Source organism: Paraburkholderia sp. EG304 (genome assembly GCF_046543485.1).
Taxonomy (GTDB): Bacteria; Pseudomonadota; Gammaproteobacteria; order Burkholderiales; family Burkholderiaceae; genus Paraburkholderia; species Paraburkholderia youngii.
Genome location: NZ_JBKGUA010000006.1, coordinates 1 through 23,623, shown reverse-complemented (window position 1 = coordinate 23,623; position 23,623 = coordinate 1). Strand labels below are relative to the sequence as shown.

Annotated in this window: 17 protein-coding genes; 14 read left to right on the top strand and 3 right to left on the bottom strand. The window is 59.4% G+C overall.

From position 1 onward, the window contains the following. Positions 1–5 precede the first annotated feature (5 nt). The 14 genes from ACLFKU_RS09305 to ACLFKU_RS09240 all read left to right on the top strand — a co-directional run bounded on the left by ACLFKU_RS09305 (position 6) and on the right by ACLFKU_RS09240 (position 21,164). Positions 6–1,436, top strand: a complete 1,431-nt coding sequence (locus ACLFKU_RS09305; RefSeq protein WP_410848866.1) for an amidase — start codon at positions 6–8, stop codon at positions 1,434–1,436. Positions 1,437–1,680: 244 nt separating this feature from the next. Next, on the top strand, positions 1,681–2,499 hold the full coding sequence (locus ACLFKU_RS09300) for a polysaccharide deacetylase family protein (protein ID WP_410848865.1): 819 nt from the start codon (positions 1,681–1,683) through the stop codon (positions 2,497–2,499). Positions 2,500–2,528: 29 nt separating this feature from the next. Then, positions 2,529–3,023 (top strand): MaoC/PaaZ C-terminal domain-containing protein, encoded by a 495-nt coding sequence (locus ACLFKU_RS09295; RefSeq protein ID WP_410848864.1) that lies wholly within the window; start codon positions 2,529–2,531, stop codon positions 3,021–3,023. Between the two features lie 25 nt (positions 3,024–3,048). After that, positions 3,049–4,560 carry a class I adenylate-forming enzyme family protein gene (locus ACLFKU_RS09290; protein WP_410848863.1) on the top strand — a complete coding sequence of 504 codons (1,512 nt, stop codon included), beginning with the start codon at positions 3,049–3,051 and terminating at the stop codon, positions 4,558–4,560. A gap of 109 nt (positions 4,561–4,669) precedes the next feature. Continuing rightward, complete coding sequence (locus ACLFKU_RS09285; RefSeq protein WP_410848862.1) at positions 4,670–5,755, top strand: tartrate dehydrogenase; 1,086 nt, start codon at positions 4,670–4,672, stop codon at positions 5,753–5,755. Between the two features lie 308 nt (positions 5,756–6,063). Next, a complete protein-coding gene (locus ACLFKU_RS09280) occupies positions 6,064–7,545 on the top strand; it encodes an APC family permease (RefSeq protein WP_410848861.1) in 1,482 nt (493 codons plus the stop codon). A gap of 466 nt (positions 7,546–8,011) precedes the next feature. Beyond that, positions 8,012–10,027 carry a methyl-accepting chemotaxis protein gene (locus ACLFKU_RS09275; RefSeq protein WP_410848860.1) on the top strand — a complete coding sequence of 672 codons (2,016 nt, stop codon included), beginning with the start codon at positions 8,012–8,014 and terminating at the stop codon, positions 10,025–10,027. Between the two features lie 36 nt (positions 10,028–10,063). Continuing rightward, complete coding sequence (locus ACLFKU_RS09270) at positions 10,064–11,047, top strand: NADPH:quinone oxidoreductase family protein (protein ID WP_410848859.1); 984 nt, start codon at positions 10,064–10,066, stop codon at positions 11,045–11,047. 470 nt (positions 11,048–11,517) lie between these two features. Beyond that, on the top strand, positions 11,518–12,900 hold the full coding sequence (locus ACLFKU_RS09265; protein WP_410848858.1) for a DUF1329 domain-containing protein: 1,383 nt from the start codon (positions 11,518–11,520) through the stop codon (positions 12,898–12,900). 267 nt (positions 12,901–13,167) lie between these two features. Beyond that, positions 13,168–14,955 (top strand): DUF1302 family protein, encoded by a 1,788-nt coding sequence (locus tag ACLFKU_RS09260; RefSeq protein WP_410848857.1) that lies wholly within the window; start codon positions 13,168–13,170, stop codon positions 14,953–14,955. A gap of 55 nt (positions 14,956–15,010) precedes the next feature. Continuing rightward, on the top strand, positions 15,011–17,371 hold the full coding sequence (locus ACLFKU_RS09255; protein ID WP_410848856.1) for an efflux RND transporter permease subunit: 2,361 nt from the start codon (positions 15,011–15,013) through the stop codon (positions 17,369–17,371). Between the two features lie 13 nt (positions 17,372–17,384). After that, the gene (locus ACLFKU_RS09250) at positions 17,385–18,383 is read left to right on the top strand and encodes a WD40/YVTN/BNR-like repeat-containing protein (protein WP_410848855.1); all 999 of its coding nucleotides are present in this window, start codon (positions 17,385–17,387) and stop codon (positions 18,381–18,383) included. A 132-nt stretch (positions 18,384–18,515) separates the two neighbouring features. Further along, on the top strand, positions 18,516–20,207 hold the full coding sequence (locus ACLFKU_RS09245) for a carboxylesterase/lipase family protein (RefSeq protein WP_410848854.1): 1,692 nt from the start codon (positions 18,516–18,518) through the stop codon (positions 20,205–20,207). 199 nt (positions 20,208–20,406) lie between these two features. Continuing rightward, positions 20,407–21,164 (top strand): IS5 family transposase gene (locus ACLFKU_RS09240; RefSeq protein ID WP_342944260.1). Its coding sequence is split into 2 segments (ribosomal slippage): positions 20,407–20,722 and positions 20,722–21,164, totalling 759 coding nucleotides; the frame shifts between segments, so codons are not numbered across the junction. Here the strand turns inward: ACLFKU_RS09240 and ACLFKU_RS09235 are convergent. The 3 genes from ACLFKU_RS09235 to ACLFKU_RS09225 all read right to left on the bottom strand — a co-directional run. Next, the gene (locus tag ACLFKU_RS09235; protein WP_410848853.1) at positions 21,157–22,182 is read right to left on the bottom strand and encodes a TRAP transporter substrate-binding protein; all 1,026 of its coding nucleotides are present in this window, start codon (positions 22,180–22,182) and stop codon (positions 21,157–21,159) included. The two genes, ACLFKU_RS09240 and ACLFKU_RS09235, sit on opposite strands and share 8 nt — an antisense overlap. Positions 22,183–22,296: 114 nt before the next feature. Further along, positions 22,297–23,085, bottom strand: coding sequence for an IS21-like element helper ATPase IstB (gene istB / locus ACLFKU_RS09230; protein WP_410848852.1), 789 nt, complete (start codon positions 23,083–23,085; stop codon positions 22,297–22,299). A gap of 6 nt (positions 23,086–23,091) precedes the next feature. Then, the coding region (locus ACLFKU_RS09225; protein WP_410848851.1) for a Mu transposase domain-containing protein at positions 23,092–23,623 on the bottom strand (532 nt) is incomplete at its 5' end.

Below are 23,623 nucleotides of genomic sequence, written 5' to 3'. Positions count from 1 at the left end.
CAGAAATGAAATTATCAGAGTACATGCAACACGACGCGCTCGGCCTGGCCGCGCTGCTCAAAGAAAAATCTGTTTCGCCCGAAGAGTTGATGAATTGCGCGATCGAGCTTGCAATCAAGATCGATCCCAAGATTCATGCGCTTTGTTATCCGGACTTCGACGGCGCGCGGGCGCGCGCGACAACGGCGGCGGTCAAGGGCGTATTCGGCGCCGTGCCGTTCTTGCTCAAGGATTCTGCTCTGGCGTCGAAGCAATTCCCGACGAGTATCGGGTCGAATCTGTTCCGTGATATCCCGTTCAAGTACGACGCCACGCTCGTGGAGCGCTTCAATGACGCGGGGCTGCTTTCGTTTGCTCGCACGACGGTGCCTGAACTATGCATGGCGCCGACAACGGAAGCCACTGCGAACGGGAACCCTACGAAGAATCCTTGGGATCTGAGCCGTTCGTCGGGCGGATCGAGCGGCGGTGCGGCAGCTGCAGTGGCCGCCGGAATCGTTCCAATCGCGCACGGCAGCGACGGCGGCGGATCCATTCGGATTCCCGCGTCGTGTTGCGGGGTATTCGGATTGAAGCCGTCGCGTGGACGGATTCCGATGGGGCCGTCTCGTGGCGAAGGCTGGGGCGGACTTGCCGTCGAGGGCGTGCTGTCGAAAAGCGTACGTGACACCGCGGCGGCGTTGGATGCGGTCGGAGGCGACGAGGCGGGAGCTCCTTACGCCTCGCCTTGCGCGCCCGCATCCCATATGGACCTTCTCGGCCGCGATGTCGAAAAGCCGCTACGTATTGCGAAATGGACGTCCGCCTTCAACGATATTCCGGTGGCTCAGGAGTGTCTCGACGCCGTCGAGTTTGCGGCGGCGCTGCTAAAGCGCGCAGGCCACGAGGTGGTGGATGCACCGCTACCGTCAGTCGACTACGACGAATTGGTTCATGCCCACGTCACGGTATTGATGGCGAATGCCTATGCATCGATCGCGGGCATGGTCAAGGGTCGGGACGAGGCTAGCTGGAAGTCTAGCGTCGAGCCCGCCATTTTCGACGCCTACAAACTAGGCAGCGAGTTGAGCGCCGCGCAGTACATCGCAGCGATCAATACGTTCCACAGCGTTGGCCGCCGCATGGCCAGGGGCATGAAGGATTTCGACCTTGCCTTGACGCCCACGCTCACGCAGCTTCCCGCGCCTTTGGGGCAGTTCTCGATGACCACGGATTTCTGGTCGTTTCGTCGGGCGGTTTCGAAGTACACCGCGTTCTTGACGATCATCAACGCATCCGGGCAGCCCTCGGCTAGCGTTCCGTCTTATTGGACGGCGGCGGGATTGCCGGTCGGGGTCCAGCTCATCGGGCACTTCGGAAGGGAAGATCAAATCCTCGCGGCGGCAGCGCAAGTCGAGAAACTCGCGCCATGGTCCGGGCGAATGCCTGATCTATAAAAGCGCGCCAGCACGCCGTTCTTCTACGCTGTTCAGGTTTTCCCCAACGATGTCATTCCGGCTTTCGCTAGCGGAGCGTTATCCGAATTTTGACTTGTCGGTCTAATTTTTGTGTTGTAGAGTACATAAACATTAGCCGGACTGGAAGGTCCGAGCTTGGCGCGGGATGTCTCTTGCGGGCGATAGCATCGATGAGGTGTCGACCGCGTTCTGATTAGGATTTAGACCAATGACGACTGTTTGCTTGACGTTCGATTTCGACGCACTCTCGATCTGGTTCAGCACGTTCAAGCAGACCACCCCGACGGCGCTGTCTCGGGGCGAGTACGGTGTTCGCGCGGGACTGCCGCGTATTCTGGCCATGCTCGCGCGCCAAGGGCTGCAGGCGACGTTTTTCACGCCTGCGCATACGGCACGGAATTTTCCCGCCGCGCTCGAGGCGATCGTCAGCGGCGGCCATGAAGTTGCTGCGCACGGTCTTCTCCACGAGAGCCCGGTGGGCCTCCCGCTCGACGAAGAACGCGATCTGCTGCATCGCAGCCTGGACGAGCTGAAGGCAATGACGGGCAAGCGCCCGCGCGGATATCGCTCGCCCGCGTGGGACCTGAGCGACAACAGCATCGTGCTGCTCCAGGAAGCGGGCCTTCAATACGACAGCAGCATGATGGCCAACGACTTCCAGCCGTATTTCGCGCGGCGGGGCGACGTGATGTCGGACGACAAGGTGACGTTTGGCGTCGACAGTTCGATCGTCGAGCTCCCGGTGGCATGGGAGCTCGATGATTACCCCTATTTTCATTGGTCGGCTCGCCCGTACAACGCCGGGTTGCGTGCGACAGACGACGTTTTTGAGGCGTGGAAGGGCGAGTTCGATACGGCGCACGCCGAAGGCGGCTTTTTCACGCTGACGTGCCACCCTGAAATCATCGGCAGAGGCCCCCGGGTAGCGATGCTCGAACGCCTGATCGGGCACATGCGGGCCCGATCAGGCGTGAATTTTGTGACGATGGAAGAAGCGGCGAAGCAGTTCAAGGCAGCGGCGTTATCCAAGAACGTCAAGTAAAGCAAATCAAACGAAGTGAGGAATTAAATATGTCTACGATTGAGGCCCCGGTCGCCGATCAGCTTGGCCCGAATGCAAAGTACTACGAGGATTTGGAAGTGGGACGCGAGTGGGTGACGCCGCGCCGCACGATTACAGAGGCCGACATCGTGCTGTTTACGGCGGTAACCGGCGACCAAAATCCCGTTCACACCGACGAAGAATTTGCCAAGAATAGTGTCTTCGGTGCGCGCCTGTTGCACGGCCCGGCCGTGTTTGCGATTGCAACGGGGCTCGAATTCCGCCTCGGCCTGAAGGAAGGCACCGCAATCGCTTTCCTGGGCATGACCTGGGATATGAAGGGGCCTGTGAAGGCTGGGGATACGCTGCACGTGCGTCAGCGCGTCACGTCCAAGCGCGAGACCAAAAAGCCCACGGCCGGTATCGTCTTCTTCCACGTTGCGGTGGAGAATCAACGCGGGGAAGTGGTGCAGGAAGGCGAGTGGAAGGTCATGATGAAACGCAAGCCCGGTTTCGCCTCTTAAAAATACGCCAGACGGTCATGCAGGCATGAATAGCAACCTGATAACAGCGGAAATCGAAGCGCACGCCAAGCGCGATAGTCAACGCGTCGCGCTGCGGAGCGCGGATGCGGTGTTGACCTATGGGCAACTCACGAAGCAGGTGGGCACCCTGGCTGACCGCCTCGAGAGCATCGGCGTCGGGCCTGGCAACACCGTTGCAGCGCTTTGCGAGAATCGCCTCGAAGTCATCTTGCTTTATTACGCGATGGGCAAGATTGGCGCGACCTTCGTTTCGGTGAATCCGAGCTTGACGGCGCATGAGGTCGAATACATCCTCGACCACGCCGGTGTCGCGCTCTTGTTGCATGACGAGAAAATGCGCGACGTTGCGCAATCGGCTGCCGGGCGTGTGCCTGCTACGCGCTTGGCGTCTTTCGATGATCTTGGCAAGCTCGGCGCCATCGGCGAATCGCAACCCCGCCACGCGCAAACTGACATTTTTCAGATTGCGTACACGTCGGGTTCCACCGGGCGTCCGAAAGCGGTGGCGTTCGATCAGGCCGCGGAGGTTGACGGCAATCAATCGCTGATCGAGTTGTGGGCGATGACACCGGCGGACGTGACGGTCGTCGCATTACCGCTCGGGTTTCTCTACGGTCTTTCGACGGCCTCTTCCATGACGCTGCAGGCTGGCGCGGAAGTCGTGCTGATGCGGCGATTCCACCCGCGCGGAGTCCTGGAAGCGTTTTCGGTCCATCAAGCGACCGTGTTCCACGGCGTGCCGACGATGTTTGCCATGATGCTCGAGTACGCCGAACAGAACGACTTGCGCATCGATTTGTCGTTCATGCGCTTGTTGGTGTCGGCCGGCGCCCCGTTGTCGCGCGAGCTACGCAATCGCTTCGAAGCCAGGTTCAACAAACGGATCGATGACTACTACGGGCTGACGGAAGTGCGGCCCGTTTTCGGTCGTTTCGCCAATGATCCCGCGCCGGTGCCCGAGAGCGCAATCGGGAAGGCTGCGCCAGGCGTCATCATCAAGATCGTCGACGCCGACGGCAACGAAGTGAAGCCGGGGGAAGTGGGCGAGTTGCTGGTGCGCGCGCCCTCGACTACTTGCGGTTACTACAAGAACCCCGAATTGACCGCGGCTACCTTCGAGCACGGCTTGATGAGAACCGGCGATCTCGGCTATCGAGACGCTGAGGGGTTCTACTACCTCACGGGCCGAATCAAGGACATCATCATTCGTGGCGGTGCGAACATCGCGCCCGCGGAAGTCGAAGAAACCATTGCATCGCATCCCGAGGTTCAATCCGTCTCGGTGATCGGCGTGCCGGATGAGAAGTTCGGCCAGGTCGTCGCCGCTTACGTGGTTTCCCGCGATGCCGAGCACGTCTCGGCCGAGGCGTTGATCGAATTTTGCAAATCGAGACTCGCCGATTTCAAGGTTCCCAGCCAGATCTTTTGGGCCGACGAACTGCCGCTAGGCATCACCGGCAAGGTCGATAAGAAGGCGCTCCTCGCGCGTTGGACCGAGGAGCACGCGCAGGCGTAACGCTGGGTCGCGGAAGGAAGCGTATGCACGGTTCGGACATGCGAGCGCGCAGTCGGGATCAGCGTGAAATTGGGCCTGATGCATGAGGCCGTTTTGATAGACAGTAACCATGACGACGCACAAGATCGCGGTAATCGCAGGCGATGGGATCGGCAAGGAAGTGATGCCCGAGGGCCTGCGCGTGCTGAAAGCCGCCGCAGAGAAGCATGACATTCACCTCGAGTTCGAGACGTTCGATTGGGCGAACTGCGATTACTATGCCCAGCACGGCGACATGATGCCCGCCGACTGGTTCGAGCAACTGCGCGGTTTCGAGGCAATTTACTTCGGTGCGGTCGGCTGGCCTGAAATCGTTCCGGACCATATCTCGCTGTGGGGCTCGCTGCTGAAGTTTCGGCGCGAGTTCGACCAGTATGTCAACCTGCGTCCCGTGCGCCTCATGCCGGGCGTGCCGTGCCCGCTCGCGGGAAAGAAGCCGAGCGATATCGACTTCTACGTCGTGCGGGAGAACACGGAAGGCGAGTACTCCTCGGTTGGCGGGCACATCTTTGCCGGTACAGATCGCGAGGTCGTCCTCCAAGAGGCTGTGTTCTCGCGCCATGGCGTCGACCGAATCGTCAAGTTCGCCTATGAGCTCGCGAACAGTCGCCCGAAAAAGCATCTCACGTCCGCGACCAAGTCGAACGGTATCTCGATCTCCATGCCGTTCTGGGACGAGCGCGTTGCCGCGATCAGCGCGGCGTATCCCGAGGTGCGGACGGACAAATATCACATCGATATTCTCTGCGCGCGTTTCGTTCTCTCGCCGGAGCGTTTCGATGTCGTCGTCGCGTCGAATTTGTTCGGCGATATCCTTTCGGATCTCGGGCCCGCATGCGCCGGCACGATCGGCATCGCGCCCTCGGCGAACCTAAATCCGGAACGAACGTTTCCGTCGCTGTTCGAGCCCGTGCATGGCTCGGCGCCCGACATTTACGGCAAGAACATCGCCAATCCGCTCGGCATGATCTGGACCGGCGCGATGATGCTCGATTTTCTCGGGCGCGGGCAGGGCAAATATCGCGTTGCCCACGACGCCATTTTGCGGGCCATCGAGGAAGGCATTGCGCAGGGGCCGCGCACGCCGGATTTGGGCGGAACCGCCAATACGACACAGGTGGGTATTGATGTGAGCGAGCGCGTAACGCAAGCGTAATCACAGGCGAAGGGGACTCCGAGGCATCAGGCGGCGACATAGGGTAACTCCTATGTCGCCGCTTCGCTTTGATGGGCCTGGCTTCCGCAGCCGCCTAGCGGTGGCCGGGCACAAAGTCCTTGTTTCAAAATACTCGACGTACTAAAGTTTCGACATACCAGTCGTTCTTCTAATTTGACCGAACAGTATAAGCGGCGGCGGTGCGGTAACCCTGGCGATACGAACCTGATGCAAAGGACGGAAGCATACTGTATCGCGGTGAGTAGAGCGCGCTTCCCGCCACGAACCATCGAGGAGTGGGTGGAAGTATGGAAACGTTGAGTAACGGTGCGAATGGCATGGCGGCGAGTTCCGAACCTGAAAGCATGACGGACGGGCCGCGGCCCGTGACCCTATCAGGGCATCTGGGGACGTTCGACATTGTGTTTACGGTGCTCGCCTATAACGCGCCGCTCACGGTCGTTACTGGCTTTATCGGCCTGATGCTGTCGTTAGGGAATGGCTTGGGCGCACCTGCGACGTTTTTGATCGCCGGCAGCCTGATGTTGTTGTTCTCGATCGGCTTTACAACGATGTCGAAGCACGTACGCAACGCTGGAGCGTTTTACGCGTATATCACGGCAGGCCTAGGCCGGCCTATCGGATTCGGCGCCGCGTTGATGGCGATGCTCGCCTATGGCTTCATGATGGTCGGCATTTATCTGTATGCCGGGGTCGCCTACACCTCATTGTTCAAGCATCTTTTCAACAGCTCCCCGCTCGTCTGGTGGGGGTATTCGCTGATTTTGCTCGGCGTCGTCGCCGTCTTCGGCTACCTGCGTATCACTTTCTCCGCAAGGGTGCTCACGCTCGCACTGATTTGCGAGGTCGTGCTCGTGTTCATCTGGGAGATAGCGGTTGCGTTGGTTAAGGGGCCGCACGGAATCTCGCCGGTTTGGGTGACGCCGGGTGCGGTGACATCGGGCTCCCTTGGGCTCGGTCTTCTTTTTGCCGTGACCAGTTTCGCCGGGTTCGAGGCGACGGCCGTTTTCCGTGAGGAGGCGCGAAACCCCGACGTCACCGTTCCCCGCGCCACCTACGCGGCCGTGATCGTTTTGGCGGTGTTGTTCGCCTCGGCGTCTTATTTCCTGATCTGCAGCTACGGGCCCGCCGCGGCACTTGCCAAGGCGAGCGCGGATCCATCGACCGTAGCCCTTGACAGCATTGGCACGTATTTGGGCAAGGCCGGTCTGGAGGCTGTCAATGCGCTCTTGTGCTCGAGTATCTTCGCGTGTCTGTTGGCGCTGCACAACATTCTGTCGCGATACATCTACTGCCTCGGCATTGACGGCACGGCCCCGCGCGCATGCGCAGCGGTGCATGCGCGTCACGGATCGCCGTACCGCGCGTCGATGATGGTGAGTGTCCTCATGCTCGCGATAATGGGGATCGAGATCAAGCGCGGTGTCGAGCCGTACGCCGAGTACGGCGCACTCACTGGAGTTGGAGGTTATGCGCTTCTTATGCTCTTGATTCTGACTTCGCTTTCCGTATTGATGTTTTTCGTGCGCAAGCCAAGCGGCGCGAACGTTCTCAAAAGCAAGGTGGCGCCGTTCATCAGCTTCGTTTTGTTGTCGGTGGTCGGCTATTTGGCGACGGTCAATATGAATGTGCTGACGGGCGACATGAAGACTGCTGAGACATTGCTGGCGCTCATCTTCGGCACGCTGATCGCCGGGTGCCTGTACGCGCGCCGTTTGAAAACGACGAAGCCGGAAGTATACGCCGCGATCGGCCGCCAAAAGATATGAGTCGACCGACTGGTCTGCAGTGCCTGAATCAAAAATAACGTTGCGGGCTAGCTTGCATCGTTGCGAGCTAGTCGGAACTCTGACGTGCCGATCGATTCGTGATGGCTGTCGGAGATGCTTGATAGATGTACGTGACACCTGGTGACAATGATGGACGCCGAACGGAAATCCTTACGTTCACTGGTCGACAAATGGCTCGCGCCGACAGCCGCGAGGCCGGCGCGGCTAACGGGATTCGGGCGTACCGCACAGGGTTGGCGTTTCGTCCGACTGGAGGCGCCGCAGTTGGCCAATCCGCTGACGATATTCTTCTTCTATCACGGAGACGGCGGGTGGGGCGTGTTTCCACCGGAAAGGAACCCGCTTGCAATGGCTTACACCAGCCTGAGGTCAATGCCCGCTCTACAAGATAAAGAAAGCCCTTGCCATACGTAATCGACACAACAAAAAAGCGGAACGCTAAAAGGTGAGCAAGATCGTGACATCGGGGAAGGATGAGATTTTTGCGAATCGCAGTGCGACGGCGTTCGTCAGTCCGTCGTCGTGGAGCCTGCGGACGCGGTTATTGGCGGTCACGGTTGTGACCGTCTTGATGGGTTTCGTGATCAGCATCTCGTTGCTGACATGGCAGTCCACGGAAGCGCAACAGGCTTCAGCGCTGATGTACACCGAGCAATTGGCTGACTCGACCGCGGCAAGTATCGAAGCGCAGTTGAACGGCGCAAGCAGCACGGCCCATCAACTCGCGGAGTTTCTCGCCGCCGATCGCGCTCAAGGCGGGGCCAGCCGGCAATTGGCGGTGGACTTCATGCGGCGTATCGCGGAAGCGAATCCCGATTATCTGGCGGTGTGGACGATTTGGGAGCCCAACGCCTTCGACGGCCGCGATAGTGAGTTCGTGAGAAAGACGGCGGCCGATGACAAGGCCGGCCGCTTCGTTCCGACGTGGGGCCGATACACGGGGAAACTTGCGCTCGAGCCAGCGCTCAACTATGACCTCGACACAGCGGATGGTGAGTATTACCGCCTGCCCCAGCGCACGGGGCACGATATTGTCATGGAGCCGAGCATGTACAAGACGGGGGGGCTCGATGTCCTGCTGTCGTTCATCGAGGTTCCGATGTTCGAGAACGGAAAGTTTCTCGGCGTGACGGGCGTTGATCTCTACTTCCCGAAGCTGCAGGCGGAACTCGAGCGCATCCGCCCCTTCGGCGCCGGATTCATCAGCTTGGTATCGCAGACAGGCAAGGAGATCGCCGATGGACGAGGCGCGGGCAAGCTCTCCGTGAGCGAAAGCTTCGACCCCGAACAACGTGCGGCCGCTCGTGAAGGGAGGCGGCTCGTGACCGACACCACGTTCGACGGCGAGAACGTGCTGAGAATGATGATTCCGGTTCCGATCGGCAAAACTGGCACGTTTTGGTCGCTTGTCGTCACGGTCCCCGAGCGGGCGGTGCTAGCGGGCGTGGCGAAGCAACGCGCGTGGGCTGCGGCGATGTGCGTGCTCAGCATACTGGCTGTCTCGATGTTGCTGGCGCTTAGCATCGATCGCTCCGTCCTACGGCCGATGGGCGGGGAGCCCGAGGCCGCTCAACGCATTGCGTCGCGCGTATCGGCAGGTGATTTGACAGGAAGCGTTTCCTTGGCGCAAGGGGATACATCGAGCGTGATGGCGGCGATGGCGACCATGCAGCAGAGCTTGCGGCGCATCGTGTCGACGGTTCGCCACAACGCGGAGAGCATCGCTGTTTCATCGACGCAAATTGCCGAGAGCAACGAGGATCTGAGCGGACGGACGTCTCAGCAGGCTGCCGCGGTAGAGGAGGCCAGCGCATCGATGGAAGAGTTCGCGGCAACGATTCAGGAGAACTCGTCGAACGCATTCGAGGCGAATGCACTAGCGTCCGACGCCGCCGTCGCCGCAGCGAAAGGGGGCGACGCAGTGGGGCAAGTGGTGACGACCATGCGCCGCATCCGCGAGAGTTCGAAGGAGATTACCGACATCGTCGGCTTGATCGAATCCATTGCCTTTCAGACGAACATTTTGGCGCTTAACGCAGCGGTAGAGGCCGCGCGTGCGGGCGAGAACGGTCGTGGATTCGCTGTCGTTGCCGCGGAAGTGCGTAATCTGGCGCAGCGATCCGCGTCGGCCTCGAAAGAAATCAGAGAACTCGTTGCAACCAATCAAGACTTGGTGACCCACGGAACCGGTCTGGCCGACGAGGCTGGTACGACGATGAACGATATCGTCGAGAAGATCCAACGGGCCGCTGCAATCGTTGGGGAGATCTCGGCTGCGAGTGCGGAGCAAGAGAAGGCGGTGACGCAGCTCGATGCGGTCGTACGAGGTATCGACGACAACACGCAACGCAATGCCGCCCTCGTGGAACAGAGTGCGGCGGCGACGCAAGGCCTGAGGGACCAAGCGCAAGATCTCGTCAAGTTGGTGTCGGTGTTCAGGATGCCGGCGCATGAGACCTGAACCTGCTGACGATCAGACGACGTTTGGGAGAAGAGAATGCTGCAATTGTCGGCGGCGCGTCTCGGAGGTATCGACGAACTGGCGTTTGAGGAGGTGGGCGTTCCGAAACCGCACGAGGACGATGTCGTCATCAAGGTGGAGGCCACCGCGCTGGGATTTGTTGACGGGCTTATCTTGGCTGGTCGATATCAGATCAAGCCTACCGTGCCGTATGTCCCCGGTGGGGAGATTGCCGGCGTGATCGAGGCGGTGGGCGATCGCGTAACGACGTTTCGGCCTGGAGACCGCGTTTCGACTTGGCAGTTGGGTGGGGGCTTGGCTGAATTTGTACGAGCGCCGGCTCGCGACGTGCAGCCCATCCCCACACAACTGAGCGCCGTGACGGCTGCCGCCATGCTGGTCGATTATCAGACAGCGCATTATGCATTGGTCGAACGGGGCAAGTTGATGGCCGGCGAGCGCGTCCTCGTCCTCGGCGCCGCGGGTGGAGTCGGAGCGGCCGCTGTCGAGATCGCCGCAAGTCTCGGCGGTAAAGTCATTGCCGCCACGTCTTCGGCCGAGAAGGCCGGCCGCGCAATCGCACTTGGCGCAAGCGATGTCATTTCGTCCAGCTGCTCCGGTTCGGAGATGCGGGATCAGCTCAAGAGCAAGGGCCCAGCGGGCGTTATCGATGTCATCGTCGACCCCGTGGGGGGAGAACAGTTCGAGTCGATGTTTCGCGCGTTGGCAAAAGGCGGCCGCCATTTGGTGATCGGCTTTGCAGCTGGTGCGATACCCGCGCTTCCCGTGAATCTCGCGCTTTTAAAGAGCGCAAGTTTGATAGGCGTAGACATCAGACATTTCGTTGCCGCATCGCCCGATCATGCTGCGCGCAACCTTCGCGAGCTGTTTGACGCCGTTGTCAGCGGGGATCTCATCGGGCCGGCGGTAAGGCGATACACGCTGGCGCAAGCAAAAGAGGCGATGATCGCGCTCTCCGATAGGAACAGAGTGGGCAAGGTAGTCGTGACACCGCAGTAGGACTTGCCCGGCGATCGACGTGCTAATCGGCCTCGCTAGATAGAGGATCGAGCGTCACTAGGGCAAGTACTAGCAGCGTGCGCGCCCTTTGCCAGAGCCGGTCTGCAGACGCATGACGGGCGAGTGAAAAAAAAGCTTGTATCAAAATATTCGTTGTCGTAGATTTTGAGTAAGGGGCGATGGGTACGTACGCTACAGTCGCGCCGTAAGCTGGAGCATCGGAGGCGCGAGGTTTGTGGGTCAGGCACGAAGTGTCGAGCCGGTGGTGAGGGCACTAAGGACAGCCAAAACGTTGCGCTGTTTTTTTTGGTCGATTTACATACTCACCAGTCAGTCTAAATGCATACCAGTCAGAATAAACGGCGTGATCGGATTGTCGGCGAGGCAGCGGTGATGGTGCTTGCGGGCGCCGCGATCGACGTGGGCCAGTCTGATGATGGGATTAGGGTTCTTAAAGAGGAGAGAAGGCCATGAAGATCAGGAAGTCGGTGTTTGCGCTCACAGCGCTGGCGCTTTTTTCGATCAGTGCGGTGCCGGTCACGGCGGCTGACGTCGCGCAACCCGGGCAAGATTTGACTGTCACTGGCGCCGAGAAGGCGGGAAGCAAGGACGGGCAGATCCCGGCTTTCGAAGGGCAGTCCAAGCCGGTGGGGAACTGGAGCTACGGGAAAAACCGTGAAGACTTTTGGAAATACAAGGACGAAAAGCCGCTGTTCGTAATCGACTCGTCCAACGTCGATAAGTATGCAGACAAATTGACGCCCGGCCAGATCGAGCTGCTCAAGAAAGTGCCTGGCTACACGATGCCCGTTTATCAGACGCATCGCGATTGCGGCGTGCCTGACAACGTGGCGGAGAACACGAAGGAAGGGGCGTCAAAGTCGGCAATCGCCAGTGACGGGTGGTCGCTGAAAACGGCGGTATTGCCGGGCGTGCCGTTTCCGCAGCCTCAGAACGGCATCCAAGCCATGTGGAACTTCTTGACGCATTACCAGGGCGCCGGCACCGTCTACCCCGACATTTTCACGTATCTCTCTCCGCGCGCCGGATCTGACCAGTCGATCGACTTTCATTCGGAAGCGGTCGGCTACTTCCCGTGGGGAGATGTCGGAAAGCACAGCCCTAGCGACAGCGGCGGGTTCCAGTACGGCGCGTACTACGTCTACAGCACGCCGGCCGCTCTCGCGGGGCAGGGAACGATCCAGCGCTATTACTTCGGTAAGGACACGGATACGTTCTATTACTTCACAGGTCAGCGACGGGTGCGACGCCTTCCTGCCTACGCATACGATGCTCCGATGATTGGGTACGAGAACGAGTACACGATCGATTCGCCGGGCATCTTCGGCGGCAACCCCGATCGCTTCGATTGGAAGTTGGTGGGCAAGAAGGAGATCTACATCCCCTACAACGTCTTTGCCATGCAGAACGTGCGGGCCAAGTTCTCCGACGTCGCCAAGCCCCATTTCGTCAGCCCTGAGTTCCGCCGCTACGAACTCCATCGCGTGTGGGAGGTTGTCGGGACGGTCAAGAGCGGCATGCGGCATTCGACGCCGAAGAAGGTCATCTATATCGACGAGGACAGCTGGATGGCAGCCGTCGGCGACGACTACGACGCGCAAGGCAAGGTGTGGAAGGCCAAGGAGAACGACATTACGCCGCAGTGGGATCTTGGCGCTTGCAATCTGAACGGGTTCGTACAGAACGACTTGGTCAACGGGCGGTACGTTATCGATATGACGGTTGTGGGCACCGGCAAGGACTTCAAGAACATCAGGGACGCGAAAGAAGATCGTCGCCTCACCGACAGTTTCTTTACTGGGGAAAACTTGCAGGCCGTCAGCGCGCAGTGAATCGATAAATGCAAAGAAACCCAAGGAGGCGGCCAGTTCTAGCTTCCTTGGGGAAAATGTCTGCAGTGCAGAGATGTCTTGCCTTAGATGAATGCGTGAGTGATGAATCAGGGTGAAGCAAGGCGGAGACGGGCGCGAATGGGTATGTGTTGAGCGTATAAACTCAGAGTGCCGCTCAGCAAATAGACAGCACTCGGGTATCTAGAAAATTCGCAACAAAACAACTGGCAGGGGAGAAACGTGAAACGGAAGGTATTAAGCTTAGGCATGCTGATTGTATTTTCTGCCTTAGGTAGCAGGCAGGCATCTGCGTATTCATTTAGTACAGGGTTTGGCGATCTGACTGGTCAGTGGAATACGAACGCGACCGGGGGCATTTCGGTGCGGACCAAAAATCCTAGCTGCTCACTGACGGGAGACCCCAACTCCGCTAATTGTGCTGGTGCGGCAAACACTGCTCAATGGTCGAATGGTGACGACGGCGACCTCAACTACCGAAAGTACCAGCCGACGAGTGCCTACCTGAGTCTCACGTCCGAGCTGCTTTTGACGATGCCGTCAGAAGGATACAAATTCATGATTCGCGGTACCGGCACGTATGATTTCGCGGCCGCACATACGGAACGGACCGAGCTATCTCCCGGTGCATATAACCAACTCGTCCGCGACGTGCGACTGCTTGATCTGTGGGGGCAAAAGGACTTTCACCTTGGAGATCAGCGAGCGCACGTCCGTGTCGGTAACCAGGTCATCAACTGGGGCGAGAGCTATTTCGCCTCTGGCGGCATTAATGCGACAAACGGGTTGGACATACAAAAACTGCTTGTTCCAGGCACGCAGCTGAAGCAGGCGCTGTTACCCGCCCCGATGGTTAGCTTTGCGAGCAGCCTACCTGCGGGATTCTCGACCGAAGCCTATTACCAGTGGCAGTGGGTTGGGAACCGGTATCCGCCCGTTGGCGGTTTTTGGTCCGCTTCCGATGTGTTTGGTCGTGGGGCGCAGCCAGCATCGATCAGCGGTAGCAATTTCAATGTGGGCGCTATTGACGCCGCGACGATTGCGGGCGGCAACCACGTTAGCAACGGCACCCTGGATGCGACCAATGCAAACCTTGTTAATGGCGCGTATACGAATCTCCCGACTAACCCGATTGGGGTTCCTTTTACCAACAATCTGCCAAGCAGTAAGCCACAGTTCGGCGTGAAGGTGGGATACCGACCGAGCTTCATCGACGCGACGTTCGCGTTCTATTACGAGAACTACACGGACAAAACGCCGGTTCTCACCAATCTGGCAAATGGCACGGCACAATTCTCCTATTTGCGGAATCGTCAGCTCTTCGGGGTAAGCACGAATTTCTCGCTGGGCGACTGGGCGATCGGCAGCGAGCTTTCCTATCGTCCGCGTGATGCTGTCGCGCTCACTGGCTGCTACGGGGTGGGTGGTCCGGCCGATGCGAACACAAACGGGGTCGCGGGAACGTGCAACGCGTACACCGACATGAAGAAATTCCAGTTTGACATCAACGGCCAATTGAACCTGACGAAATCGTCGTATCCGTTCCTTCGGTATCTGGGCGCGGACATGGCCGTCTTTACTGCCGAATTCACCGCAATCGACTATCCGGGCCTTAGTCCGGATTCGAAATTCTACCGCACGGTGAACGGCGTTCCGGCATACCAGCTTCCCGCTGCTGGGTATGGGACATGGCTGACAAGTTCGAACCTGGGCTACCCTATCGCGACCGGCAAGGGGACCGCGCTTTCGACGGGGGTGACGCTTGATTTCAACTGGACGTATGACGGCACTTTGATTCATGGTTGGCAAGTCACGCCAGGTGTGACCTTCTCTGCTGCCCTAACAGGGAATACGCCAAGTTTGTCCGCAAACTATGAGCAAGGAGCTAAATCTGTGAATCTATACGTGCTTTTTAACCAGAATCCGACAGTCTGGCAGGCTGGCCTGAACTATACGATGTTTTTTGGTGGGAACGCGATCAGTCAGCCTTACGCAGACCGAAACTTTGTCGGCCTGTTCGTGACGCGGAACTGGTAAGCGCTGGAAGGGCACGACGGGCCCGCGTTCGTTGGGCCCGTCTTAGGAGAGCATAGTGTTAAGTCGACGTATCAAACGAATCGAAAATTGGCTGTTTCGGCGCCGCGGGCTTGTCTTGGGCGTGTTTCTGCTTTTTACAGCCGTCATGGCGTTCTTTGCGACTCAGCTAAGAATGGACGCCGGTTTCGAAAAGCAGATACCAGTGGGTCACGAGTACGTGAAGACCCTAAATAAATATCGCGCGAATCTTTTCTCCGCGAATCGTCTAACCGTCGTGCTGCGCGCGCGTAACGGCACGTTTTGGACGAAGGAGGGGCTCTCCCAGTTAGCGGCTATCACGCAAGCAGTGGTGTATCTGCCGAACGTCGACCGGCTTGGCGTCCAGTCGCTCTGGACGCCGAATAGCTTCGTCAACGAAATCACGGAAGAGGGTTTTCGCTCGCAGCCGTTGATCCCGGGAACGATCACGCCGGATGGGCTGACGCCGGAAATGATCTCGCAGATCCATCGTTCGACGGTCGAGGGTGGATTTGTCGGTTCGCTGGTATCCCGTGACGGCAAGGCGGCGATGATTACGGCCGAGCTCGCGGAGATCGGGCGGGACGGGAAGAAGCTGGACTACATCGCGTTCAATCATCTTCTGGAACGCGACATTCGCAAACCGTTCGAGAACGCGAACTACGAGGTCCAGATCATCGGCTTCGCGAAGCAGATCGGCGACATCGCCGATGGCGCCAAATCGGTGCTGGTTTTTTGCGCGATCGCCCTGCTGCTGACGGGTCTTGCCGTCTACTGGTATTGTCATTCGATTCGCTTCACCATTTTGCCGATTGCCTGTTCGCTGAGCTCGCTGGTGTGGCAATTCGGCTCGTTGAGGCTATTGGGTTTCGGGCTTGACCCATTGGGCGTGCTGGTCCCATTCCTGGTCTTCGCCATCGGCGTGTCGCACGGCGTTCAGCAGATCAACTACATCACCCGCGAACTCGCGCATGGAAAGACCTCCATGCAGGCTGCACGAACGAGCTTCAGCGGTCTGCTTATCCCGGGCACGTTGGCGCTGGTCACGGCGTTTGTCTCGTTCGTCACGCTGTTGCTGATCCCGATTCCGATGATTCGTGAATTGGCCATCACGGCGGCGCTGGGCGTGGGATACAAAATCCTGACCAACCTTGTCATGTTGCCGCTGGCGGCTTCGTACTTCGACTTCGATCAGAACTACGCCGACTCGATGATGAAGCGGCGCGAGCAGCGCTCGAATTGGTTGCGAGTCCTTTCCCGCGTCGCGGAGCCGCGCAACGCAATCTGCACGCTGCTGATCCTCGCGGGGGTGTTCTCGGCTGCAGTTTGGGAAAGCCGTGATCGGGTCGTCGGGACGCTTCAGCCCGGTGCGCCTGAGCTGCGGCCCGATTCGCGGTTCAATCGCGATGCGGTGTCGATTGCCAACAACTTCGACATGGGTCTCGATTGGCTTTCTGTCGTAGTCGAGGCGCCGGAGAATTCGTGTGAAACTCCGGGCGTCGGCATGTTCGACGATAAGCTGACCTACGCGCTGCAAACGGTGCCCGGTGTCGTTTCGATCGCCTCTTATCCTGGCATGTTGCGGTCCTATAGCCAGGGGTACAACGAGGGTAATCCGAAAATGAGCGTGATTCCGATCGATGCTGGCAACTACGCCAGCCTCAGTTCGGAAATCGGGCGGGTGCGGGGATACCTCAACCAGGATTGCAGCATGACGGCAATCCATCTCTATCTCTCCGATCACAAAGCCGCAACGATCAATCGTGTGATCGACGCAGTGAAGCAATTCCGTGACGCACATGCGACGCCGGGCGTGCGGATTCGCCTAGCAGCGGGCAACGCGGGCGTACTGGCTGCGATCGACGACGAAGTCGCCAAGAGCGAGCTGCCGATGATGCTTTATGTGTACGCCGCGATCATCCTTCTCGTCTTCTTCGTGTATCGGGATCTGCGGGCGGTGGTGGCGTGCTGCCTGCCGCTCACCGTCGGTACGTTCATCGGCTATTGGTTCATGAAGGAGTTTCAGATCGGCCTGACGGTGGCGACATTGCCGGTGATGGTGCTGGCCGTGGGGATTGGCGTCGATTACGCGTTCTACATCTACAACCGCCTTCAGTCGCACCTGGCGGAGGGAGAAAACATCGTCGATGCGCTCGAGCACGCGATCCTCGAAGTGGGGATGGCGACGATCTTCACCGCCATCACGCTCGCAATCGGTGTGGCCACCTGGAGTTTCTCGAGCCTCAAATTCCAGGCGGATATGGGCAAACTACTGGCGTTCATGTTCATTGTTAACCTCATTATGGCGATGACCGCGCTGCCCGCACTGGCCGTGGTTCTCGAACGGATTTTCCCGCGTCGCAAGCCGGTCCGTGCCCCTAGTGTCGTCGGCCACTGACGAGAGGCGAAAAATGTTTAGTGAATTGAAAATTAAGACGGTTGCGGTAGGCTTTTTCGCTCTCATGGCCAGCGGCTTCGCATTGGCAGCCCAGGATGACTTGCCCCCCATCAAGGGCAAGGCGGAAATTCAAATCCATGCTGCCGAGCCTAGCCCCTCACTTCAGACGACGCAAATGCTCGGTTCAGCCCGGACATCGTCGGGGCGCATCGTCGCCGTCGGCGATCACGGCGTTGTCGCGCTGTCGGACGACAACGGCGCCACGTTCCGGCAGGCCCGGGCCGTGCCCGTCGACACTACCCTGACGGCCGTGTCGTTCGTCGATCGCGACAATGGCTGGGCAGTCGGCCACGGGGGCGTGATCATTCACACCACCGACGGCGGCGAGCACTGGGCGCTTCAGCGAAAGGATCTCTCCGTTGATCAGCCTCTTTTCAGCGTGTATTTCAAGGACCGTCAAAACGGGTGGGCGGTGGGCCTATGGTCGTTGATGCTTCAAACGATGGACGGCGGCTCGAGTTGGGAAGTGATCAAGGCTCCGATACCGCCCGGCGCCAAGAAGGCCGATCGCAATTTCTTCTCCGTCTTCGGAGACGACAAGGAGCGGATCTACGTGTCCTGCGAACAGGGGCTGATTCTTCGATCCACCGACGGCGGCGCAACGTGGTCGTATGTCCAGACAGGCTATGAGGGCTCACTGTGGGCCGGCCTAGTCCTGCCGGACGGCGCCGTCCTCGTTGGAGGACTGCGGGGAAATATTTATCGAAGCGATGACGGCGCGAGTACGTGGACCCATTCGACGGTCGATTTCAAAAGTTCGGTCACAGATCTTTCCACCGGGCCTAACGGCACTGTTTTCGCCTCTGCTTTGGATGGCGTCGTGCTGGAGAGTCATGACGATGGCAAAACCTTTCATGGAGCTCAGCGTACCGCGCGCGAGCCGCTTACCGCTGTGAGCGTGACGAGCGGCGGAAAGCCGGTGCTTTTCTCGCAGGCGGGCATTCTCAAATGACGTGGCGCTCCGTTCCGTGCTGACGACCAGGCGGGGCGGAGGCCGGAGTGTCGCAGGCCGCTTTCAATGCGATGGCTCAATCGTTTTCTCATGAAAGTGAGCGGCGCAAAAACATAGAAAAAGGACAACGCAATGACAGACCCGCATCGGAAGAATGCCGAGGATGCTCGCCGGGGCGGCGCGCTTACCCGCCGCGAGTTTTTGCAGGTGGGTGGGGCGATCGCGGCGGCCGGTGTCGCGATGGCAGTACCCGGCTTCAGCGTAGCGGCAACCCACTCGGAGTTCCGTACCGTTACGACCGCGAATGGGAAGATTCGGGGCCGAGTGAGCCGCGGTGTCGCCGAGTTCAAAGGCGTCCACTATGGCGCCTCGACCGCCGGAGCTAACCGATTCCTGCCGCCCCAGCCTGTCGTTCCGTGGACGGGTGTGCGCGACGCGCTGGCGCTGGGTAACAAGTGCCCGCAAGTCAACCTGGACTATCCGGCATGGCTCGATAGCAGCCCATCGAGCGAGGACTGCCTGGCGCTTAACGTGTTCGCCCCCGAAGGGGCAAACGCGCAATCGCGCCTGCCGGTGATGGTGTGGATTCATGGTGGGGCCTATATTTTCGGGTCCGCATCGTCGCCCCTCTATAAATGCGAGAACCTCGCTCGATTGGGGAACGTGGTGACCGTGGGGATTAACCACCGGCTCAACCTCTTCGGCTACACGTTCCTTGGCGATGACGCCGGCCATGAGTTTGCGACCTCGGGAAACGCCGGCCACTTGGATATTGTTGCTGCGCTGAAGTGGGTCCAGCAAAACATCGCCGCGTTCGGGGGAGATCCGGACAACGTAACGCTCTTTGGCGAATCGGGTGGCGGCGGCAAGATCACCGCGTTGCTCGGCATGCCGGCGGCCAAAGGGTTGTTTCACAAAGCGATCATTCAGAGCGGTTCGCTACTCCGCCAGAAGGATCCGAGCGAGGCAACGGAAGTCACTGACAAGATGTATTCGGCGCTAGCCATACGGCGTGGCGACGTGCGGGCGTTGCAACGTTTGAGCACCAACGCGCTGCTCGATTGGTACAAGCAGTTCTTGACGAGTGCCGAGCTCCCCGACGGACTGCTGATGCACGGACCCGTTGCGGATGGAATCGTGATCCCGCCGCACCTGTGGGATGGTCATGCACCGGCGTTGTCGAAGGACATTCCCATCATCGTGGGAACGAACACTCACGAATCAGTCCTGTTCATTGATCAGGAGCTGTCCAAGCCAATCCCCGATGACGGTGTGTTGGCCACGAGAATCGCGAAGTTTCCGGTGCTAGGGAAGGCGGACGAGCAGCAGGTACGTCCGCTCATTCCCCTCTACCGCGAAAAGATGCCTGGCCTTAACGACCGGGAATTGCTGGTCAGAATTTCGACGGATATCGGCTTCTGGAAGCATGCGGTGCTGCAAGCGGAGATGCTCGCCCGTGCGGGCGGCGCGCCTGTCTACATGTACGAATGCACATGGGAGACTCCGTGTTACGGGGGGAAATGGGCGCCGCATGCAATTGACATCCCATTCGTATTCGGCGTGCAGCACTACCCCACAGCCTGGGACGGGAAAGACACCGATGCCGTTAGATCCGCGGCGGATCCTGAGCATCGTTGGAGCGTAGTGAGCAAGCAGATGATCGGAGCGTGGACTGCCTTTGCTCGAACGGGAAATCCTTCGGCTCAAGGGCTCGAGTGGTCACCGTACGACCTGACCAAGCGCGCGACCATGATGTTCGGCGAACGTTCTGGTATAGCCGATGATCCGCGATCGAGTGTTCGCGAAGCGGTGCTCGCCATCTGACAGGGCGATGGCCTATGCGAAAGTGACAGAGGCGGTCGGTTCCGCCGCCTGCATAGGTAACGCGCGGCGCGGTGAGTGCGCCCGGGAGCGGCCGCGCATATCCGGCCGCTCCACTTGCATTGGCGGAGCGCTGTCAGGCTATCGAGCTTTCATGCTAGGGCCTGTTCACACTAATCGTACTTGATCGTATACTTCGGTGATGGAAATCACCGAAGCCCAATATCAGCGGATTGAGCATTGCCTGCCGCGACAGCGCGGCAATGTCAGCCTGACAAACCTGCAGGTGCTCAATGCGATTCTTTATGTGGCCGAGCATGGCTGCAAATGGCGCGGACTGCCCAAGCGCTTTGGCCGATGGCACACGATCTACACGCGAATGAATCGCTGGTCCCGCAACGGCGTGCTGGATCGTGTGTTCACTGAATTGCAGCGTGAGCAGATCGTTCGCATCAGGATCGAGGCGGTCTCGCTGGATAGCACGATGGTAAAGGTTCATCCTGATGGCACCGGTGCATTAAAAAAAACGGACCTCAAGCAATCGGAAAATCCCGGGGTGGATGGACCACCAAGATTCATATGGTTGCCGCGGATGCTCGAACAGCCATAACGTTCGCCCTGTCTGCTGGCCAGGCAGGTGATGCGCCAGAGGGGCGAGCCCTGTTGCAAAGCCTTGGCTCGCCCAATCGGCCACTGCATCTGCTGATGGACAAGGCGTACGAAGGCGACGAGACGCGACAACTCGCACTCGACCTGGGGTTCATTCCGGTGGTTCCGCCGAAAAGCAATCGGCTTGAACCGTGGGAATACGATCGCGAAATGTACAAGCGCAGAAACGAAGTGGAACGCCTGTTTCGCCGCCTCAAAGGCTTTCGCCGCATCTTTTCCCGCTTCGACAAATTGGACGTGATGTTCCTCGCGTTCATCAATTTCGCCCTCATTGTCGACGGGCTCAAATAGTGTGAACAGGCCCTAGTTTGCCGGCGTAGCTCTCCAAGACACTCCAGGCAGGAGCGCCAAGCTTATCCTTCCACGCACGGTAGAAACCTGCCTTCGCGAGTCGCGCGCGAAACGGCGCCGGATCGGGGCTCGTGAACTTCAGGCCGAGCGCGGCCAGGTCTTGCTGCAGGGTCTTATTGGACAGCGCGACATCTTCCCGCTGCTGCACGGCTGCCGCGTTGATATGAGTGGCAATCACATTGCGCAGGTTTTCCGGCAGCCGCTCCCATGCGGCCTTATTCGCCAAAAACCAAAAGCCGCTCCACATGTGATTGGTCAGTGCGCAGTACGATTGCACCTCGTAGAGCTTGGCAGCTTTGATCAACACCAACGCATTGAGCTGGCCGTCGACCAGGCCGGTTTGGAGTGCGGTATAGAGCTCGTTGAAACTCAAACTCGTGGGAGAGGCGCCGAGGGCCGTACACATCTGGACCTGCAGCGCGCTAGGGCCCGTGCGAATCTTCAAGCCGGGCATATCGTCGGGCGTATGGATCGGCTTCGATCGCGTGGTGATCTGGTGAAAGCCGTTGTCCCACTGCCGTTCCATCGCGATCAGATTGAACTTCGCGATTTCCGATCGAACGGTCTGGCCGAGCTTGCCGTCAACCGCTCGCCAGACGGCCGGATAATCGGGAAAGGCATAGGGGATGCCGTCGATGTTCGCAATCGGCACAAGGGACGCGAGCAGAAGGCCGCCCATCAAGAAGAACTCCACGCCTCCCGTGCGAACTTGGCTCAATACGTCCGGGTCGGTTCCGAGCGCCGAATTGGCGAAGATTTTGATGTCGACACGTCCCCCGGTCTCCTCGCGAATTTTGTCCGCGGCTTGTTTGGCGCGGATATTGACGGGGTGATTGAGAGGAAGGTTATTCGCGAATTTGTAGGTGAATTCGGCAGCGTTCGCGAAACGCGGCAGAAGAATGCTCGAGGCCACGGCCCCGGCGGCGCCTGCAATCCATGCACGACGAGTGAGTGCCATTGGATGTCTCCTTTGTAATTGGAATCCCCTGTCACGGATCGGCGTAATCGAGCCGGGGATGATCGGCGTAATGAGGCCACCTGGAATGGCCCCGAAACGCGATTTCGAAGGGACTCAAGAATGCGTTTTTTTGCCTGATTTTGCAACCACGTTTTCGCCGTTTTCGGGCATCGGTTTCGGCTTGCGGAAGCTCTCACCCTCAATGACGACACGGTAGGCGCCGTGCCGTAGCCGATCGAGCGTGGCAGCACCGAGGATGCGGTTGTCGGGGAATGCGTCGCCCCATTCGCTGAAGTCGAGATTCGACGTCAGGATAGTTGCCGCGCGCTCATACCTGGCGGCGATCAGGTCGTGGAAGCCTTCGTCGTGGGGCGCACGCAGGGGTTTGAGTGCAAAGTCATCGACGATCAGCACCGGAACGCGCACGAACTGCTGCAACTTGCGTTCATAGAGCTCAGTCGCCCGTGCTGCATGCAGCTTCTTGAGCAATTCGGTTTGCGTGATGAACAGGACATCGCGGCCCTGGCGTGCGGCGCAGTGGCCCAGGGCCTGCGCGAGATGCGACTTGCCGACGCCGGTTTGGCCGACCATCAGCACGCAGACCTTCTCGTCGATATAGCGGCCGGCGGCGAGATCATAGATGTGAGCGCGGTTGAGTTTGGGCACGCGGTCGAAGTCGAAGTTCTCGAGCGTCTTGCCTAGGGAGAAGCCAGCGCGGGCGAGCCGCACCCCGAGCTTCTTCTGCTCTCGCCGCGCGACCTCGTCGTGCAGAAGCGTGGCGAGGAACTCCGTGTAGGCAAGTTGCCCGTCGATGGCTTGACGGTTGCGTTGCTCGAGCGAGTCGAGGATGCCCGAGAGGCGCAACTGCTTGAGGATCGTGTTCAGTTCTGGACTGGGATGCATAGGCGTTCAATGGATCAGAAGGGAATGGAGGTCACGGCCGAAGCGGCCGCCGTTCAGATAGGTGTCGGCAGGCGCCGGCGTCGGCGCTGGTGCTGCGGTGGGCTGGCTGTCCAGCCCCTTGTCGAGGATCGCCTTGACAGTGCGGTACTTGGGGCTGGCGAACACGAGCGCACGCTCGCACGCAGCCTCCAGCCGTTGATCGCCGACCTTCTCGCGAAGCCTCAAGACGCCCTGCGCGCCGCGCAGGTTGACGAGCACCTTGTCGTTGAACATCGCGAGAACGAGCGCGTGGCAGGCTGGCCCGATATCCTTTGCCCGCGCCAGGCACCACTGTGGATCGTGCTCGAGCCACGCTTGCGCTTCAGGCGGCTGGTGGTCACGCACCGTGTGGCGATCGCCGGGCTTGCGCAGGCGCGGATGGGTCGCGACGAGCTCATGGCGGTGGAACACCTGCACGACCGTGTCGGTCGCCTTCAGCCACAGCTGCTTGCCAACGAGCGTGAACGGCACCGAATACAGTGCCTTCTTGTAGACGACG

Excerpts from the sequence above, each read along its gene's own strand:
- ACLFKU_RS09305 (WP_410848866.1), top strand. The coding sequence starts at position 6 with ATGAAATTATCAGAGTACATGCAACACGACGCGCTCGGCCTGGCCGCG.
- ACLFKU_RS09260 (WP_410848857.1), top strand. The coding sequence starts at position 13,168 with ATGCTGATTGTATTTTCTGCCTTAGGTAGCAGGCAGGCATCTGCGTAT.
- istB (WP_410848852.1), bottom strand. The coding sequence starts at position 23,085 with ATGCATCCCAGTCCAGAACTGAACACGATCCTCAAGCAGTTGCGCCTC.
- ACLFKU_RS09285 (WP_410848862.1), top strand. The coding sequence starts at position 4,670 with ATGACGACGCACAAGATCGCGGTAATCGCAGGCGATGGGATCGGCAAG.
- ACLFKU_RS09265 (WP_410848858.1), top strand. The coding sequence starts at position 11,518 with ATGAAGATCAGGAAGTCGGTGTTTGCGCTCACAGCGCTGGCGCTTTTT.
- ACLFKU_RS09245 (WP_410848854.1), top strand. The coding sequence starts at position 18,516 with ATGACAGACCCGCATCGGAAGAATGCCGAGGATGCTCGCCGGGGCGGC.
- ACLFKU_RS09295 (WP_410848864.1), top strand. The coding sequence starts at position 2,529 with ATGTCTACGATTGAGGCCCCGGTCGCCGATCAGCTTGGCCCGAATGCA.
- ACLFKU_RS09250 (WP_410848855.1), top strand. The coding sequence starts at position 17,385 with ATGTTTAGTGAATTGAAAATTAAGACGGTTGCGGTAGGCTTTTTCGCT.
- ACLFKU_RS09235 (WP_410848853.1), bottom strand. The coding sequence starts at position 22,182 with ATGGCACTCACTCGTCGTGCATGGATTGCAGGCGCCGCCGGGGCCGTG.
- ACLFKU_RS09290 (WP_410848863.1), top strand. The coding sequence starts at position 3,049 with ATGAATAGCAACCTGATAACAGCGGAAATCGAAGCGCACGCCAAGCGC.
- ACLFKU_RS09270 (WP_410848859.1), top strand. The coding sequence starts at position 10,064 with ATGCTGCAATTGTCGGCGGCGCGTCTCGGAGGTATCGACGAACTGGCG.
- ACLFKU_RS09280 (WP_410848861.1), top strand. The coding sequence starts at position 6,064 with ATGGAAACGTTGAGTAACGGTGCGAATGGCATGGCGGCGAGTTCCGAA.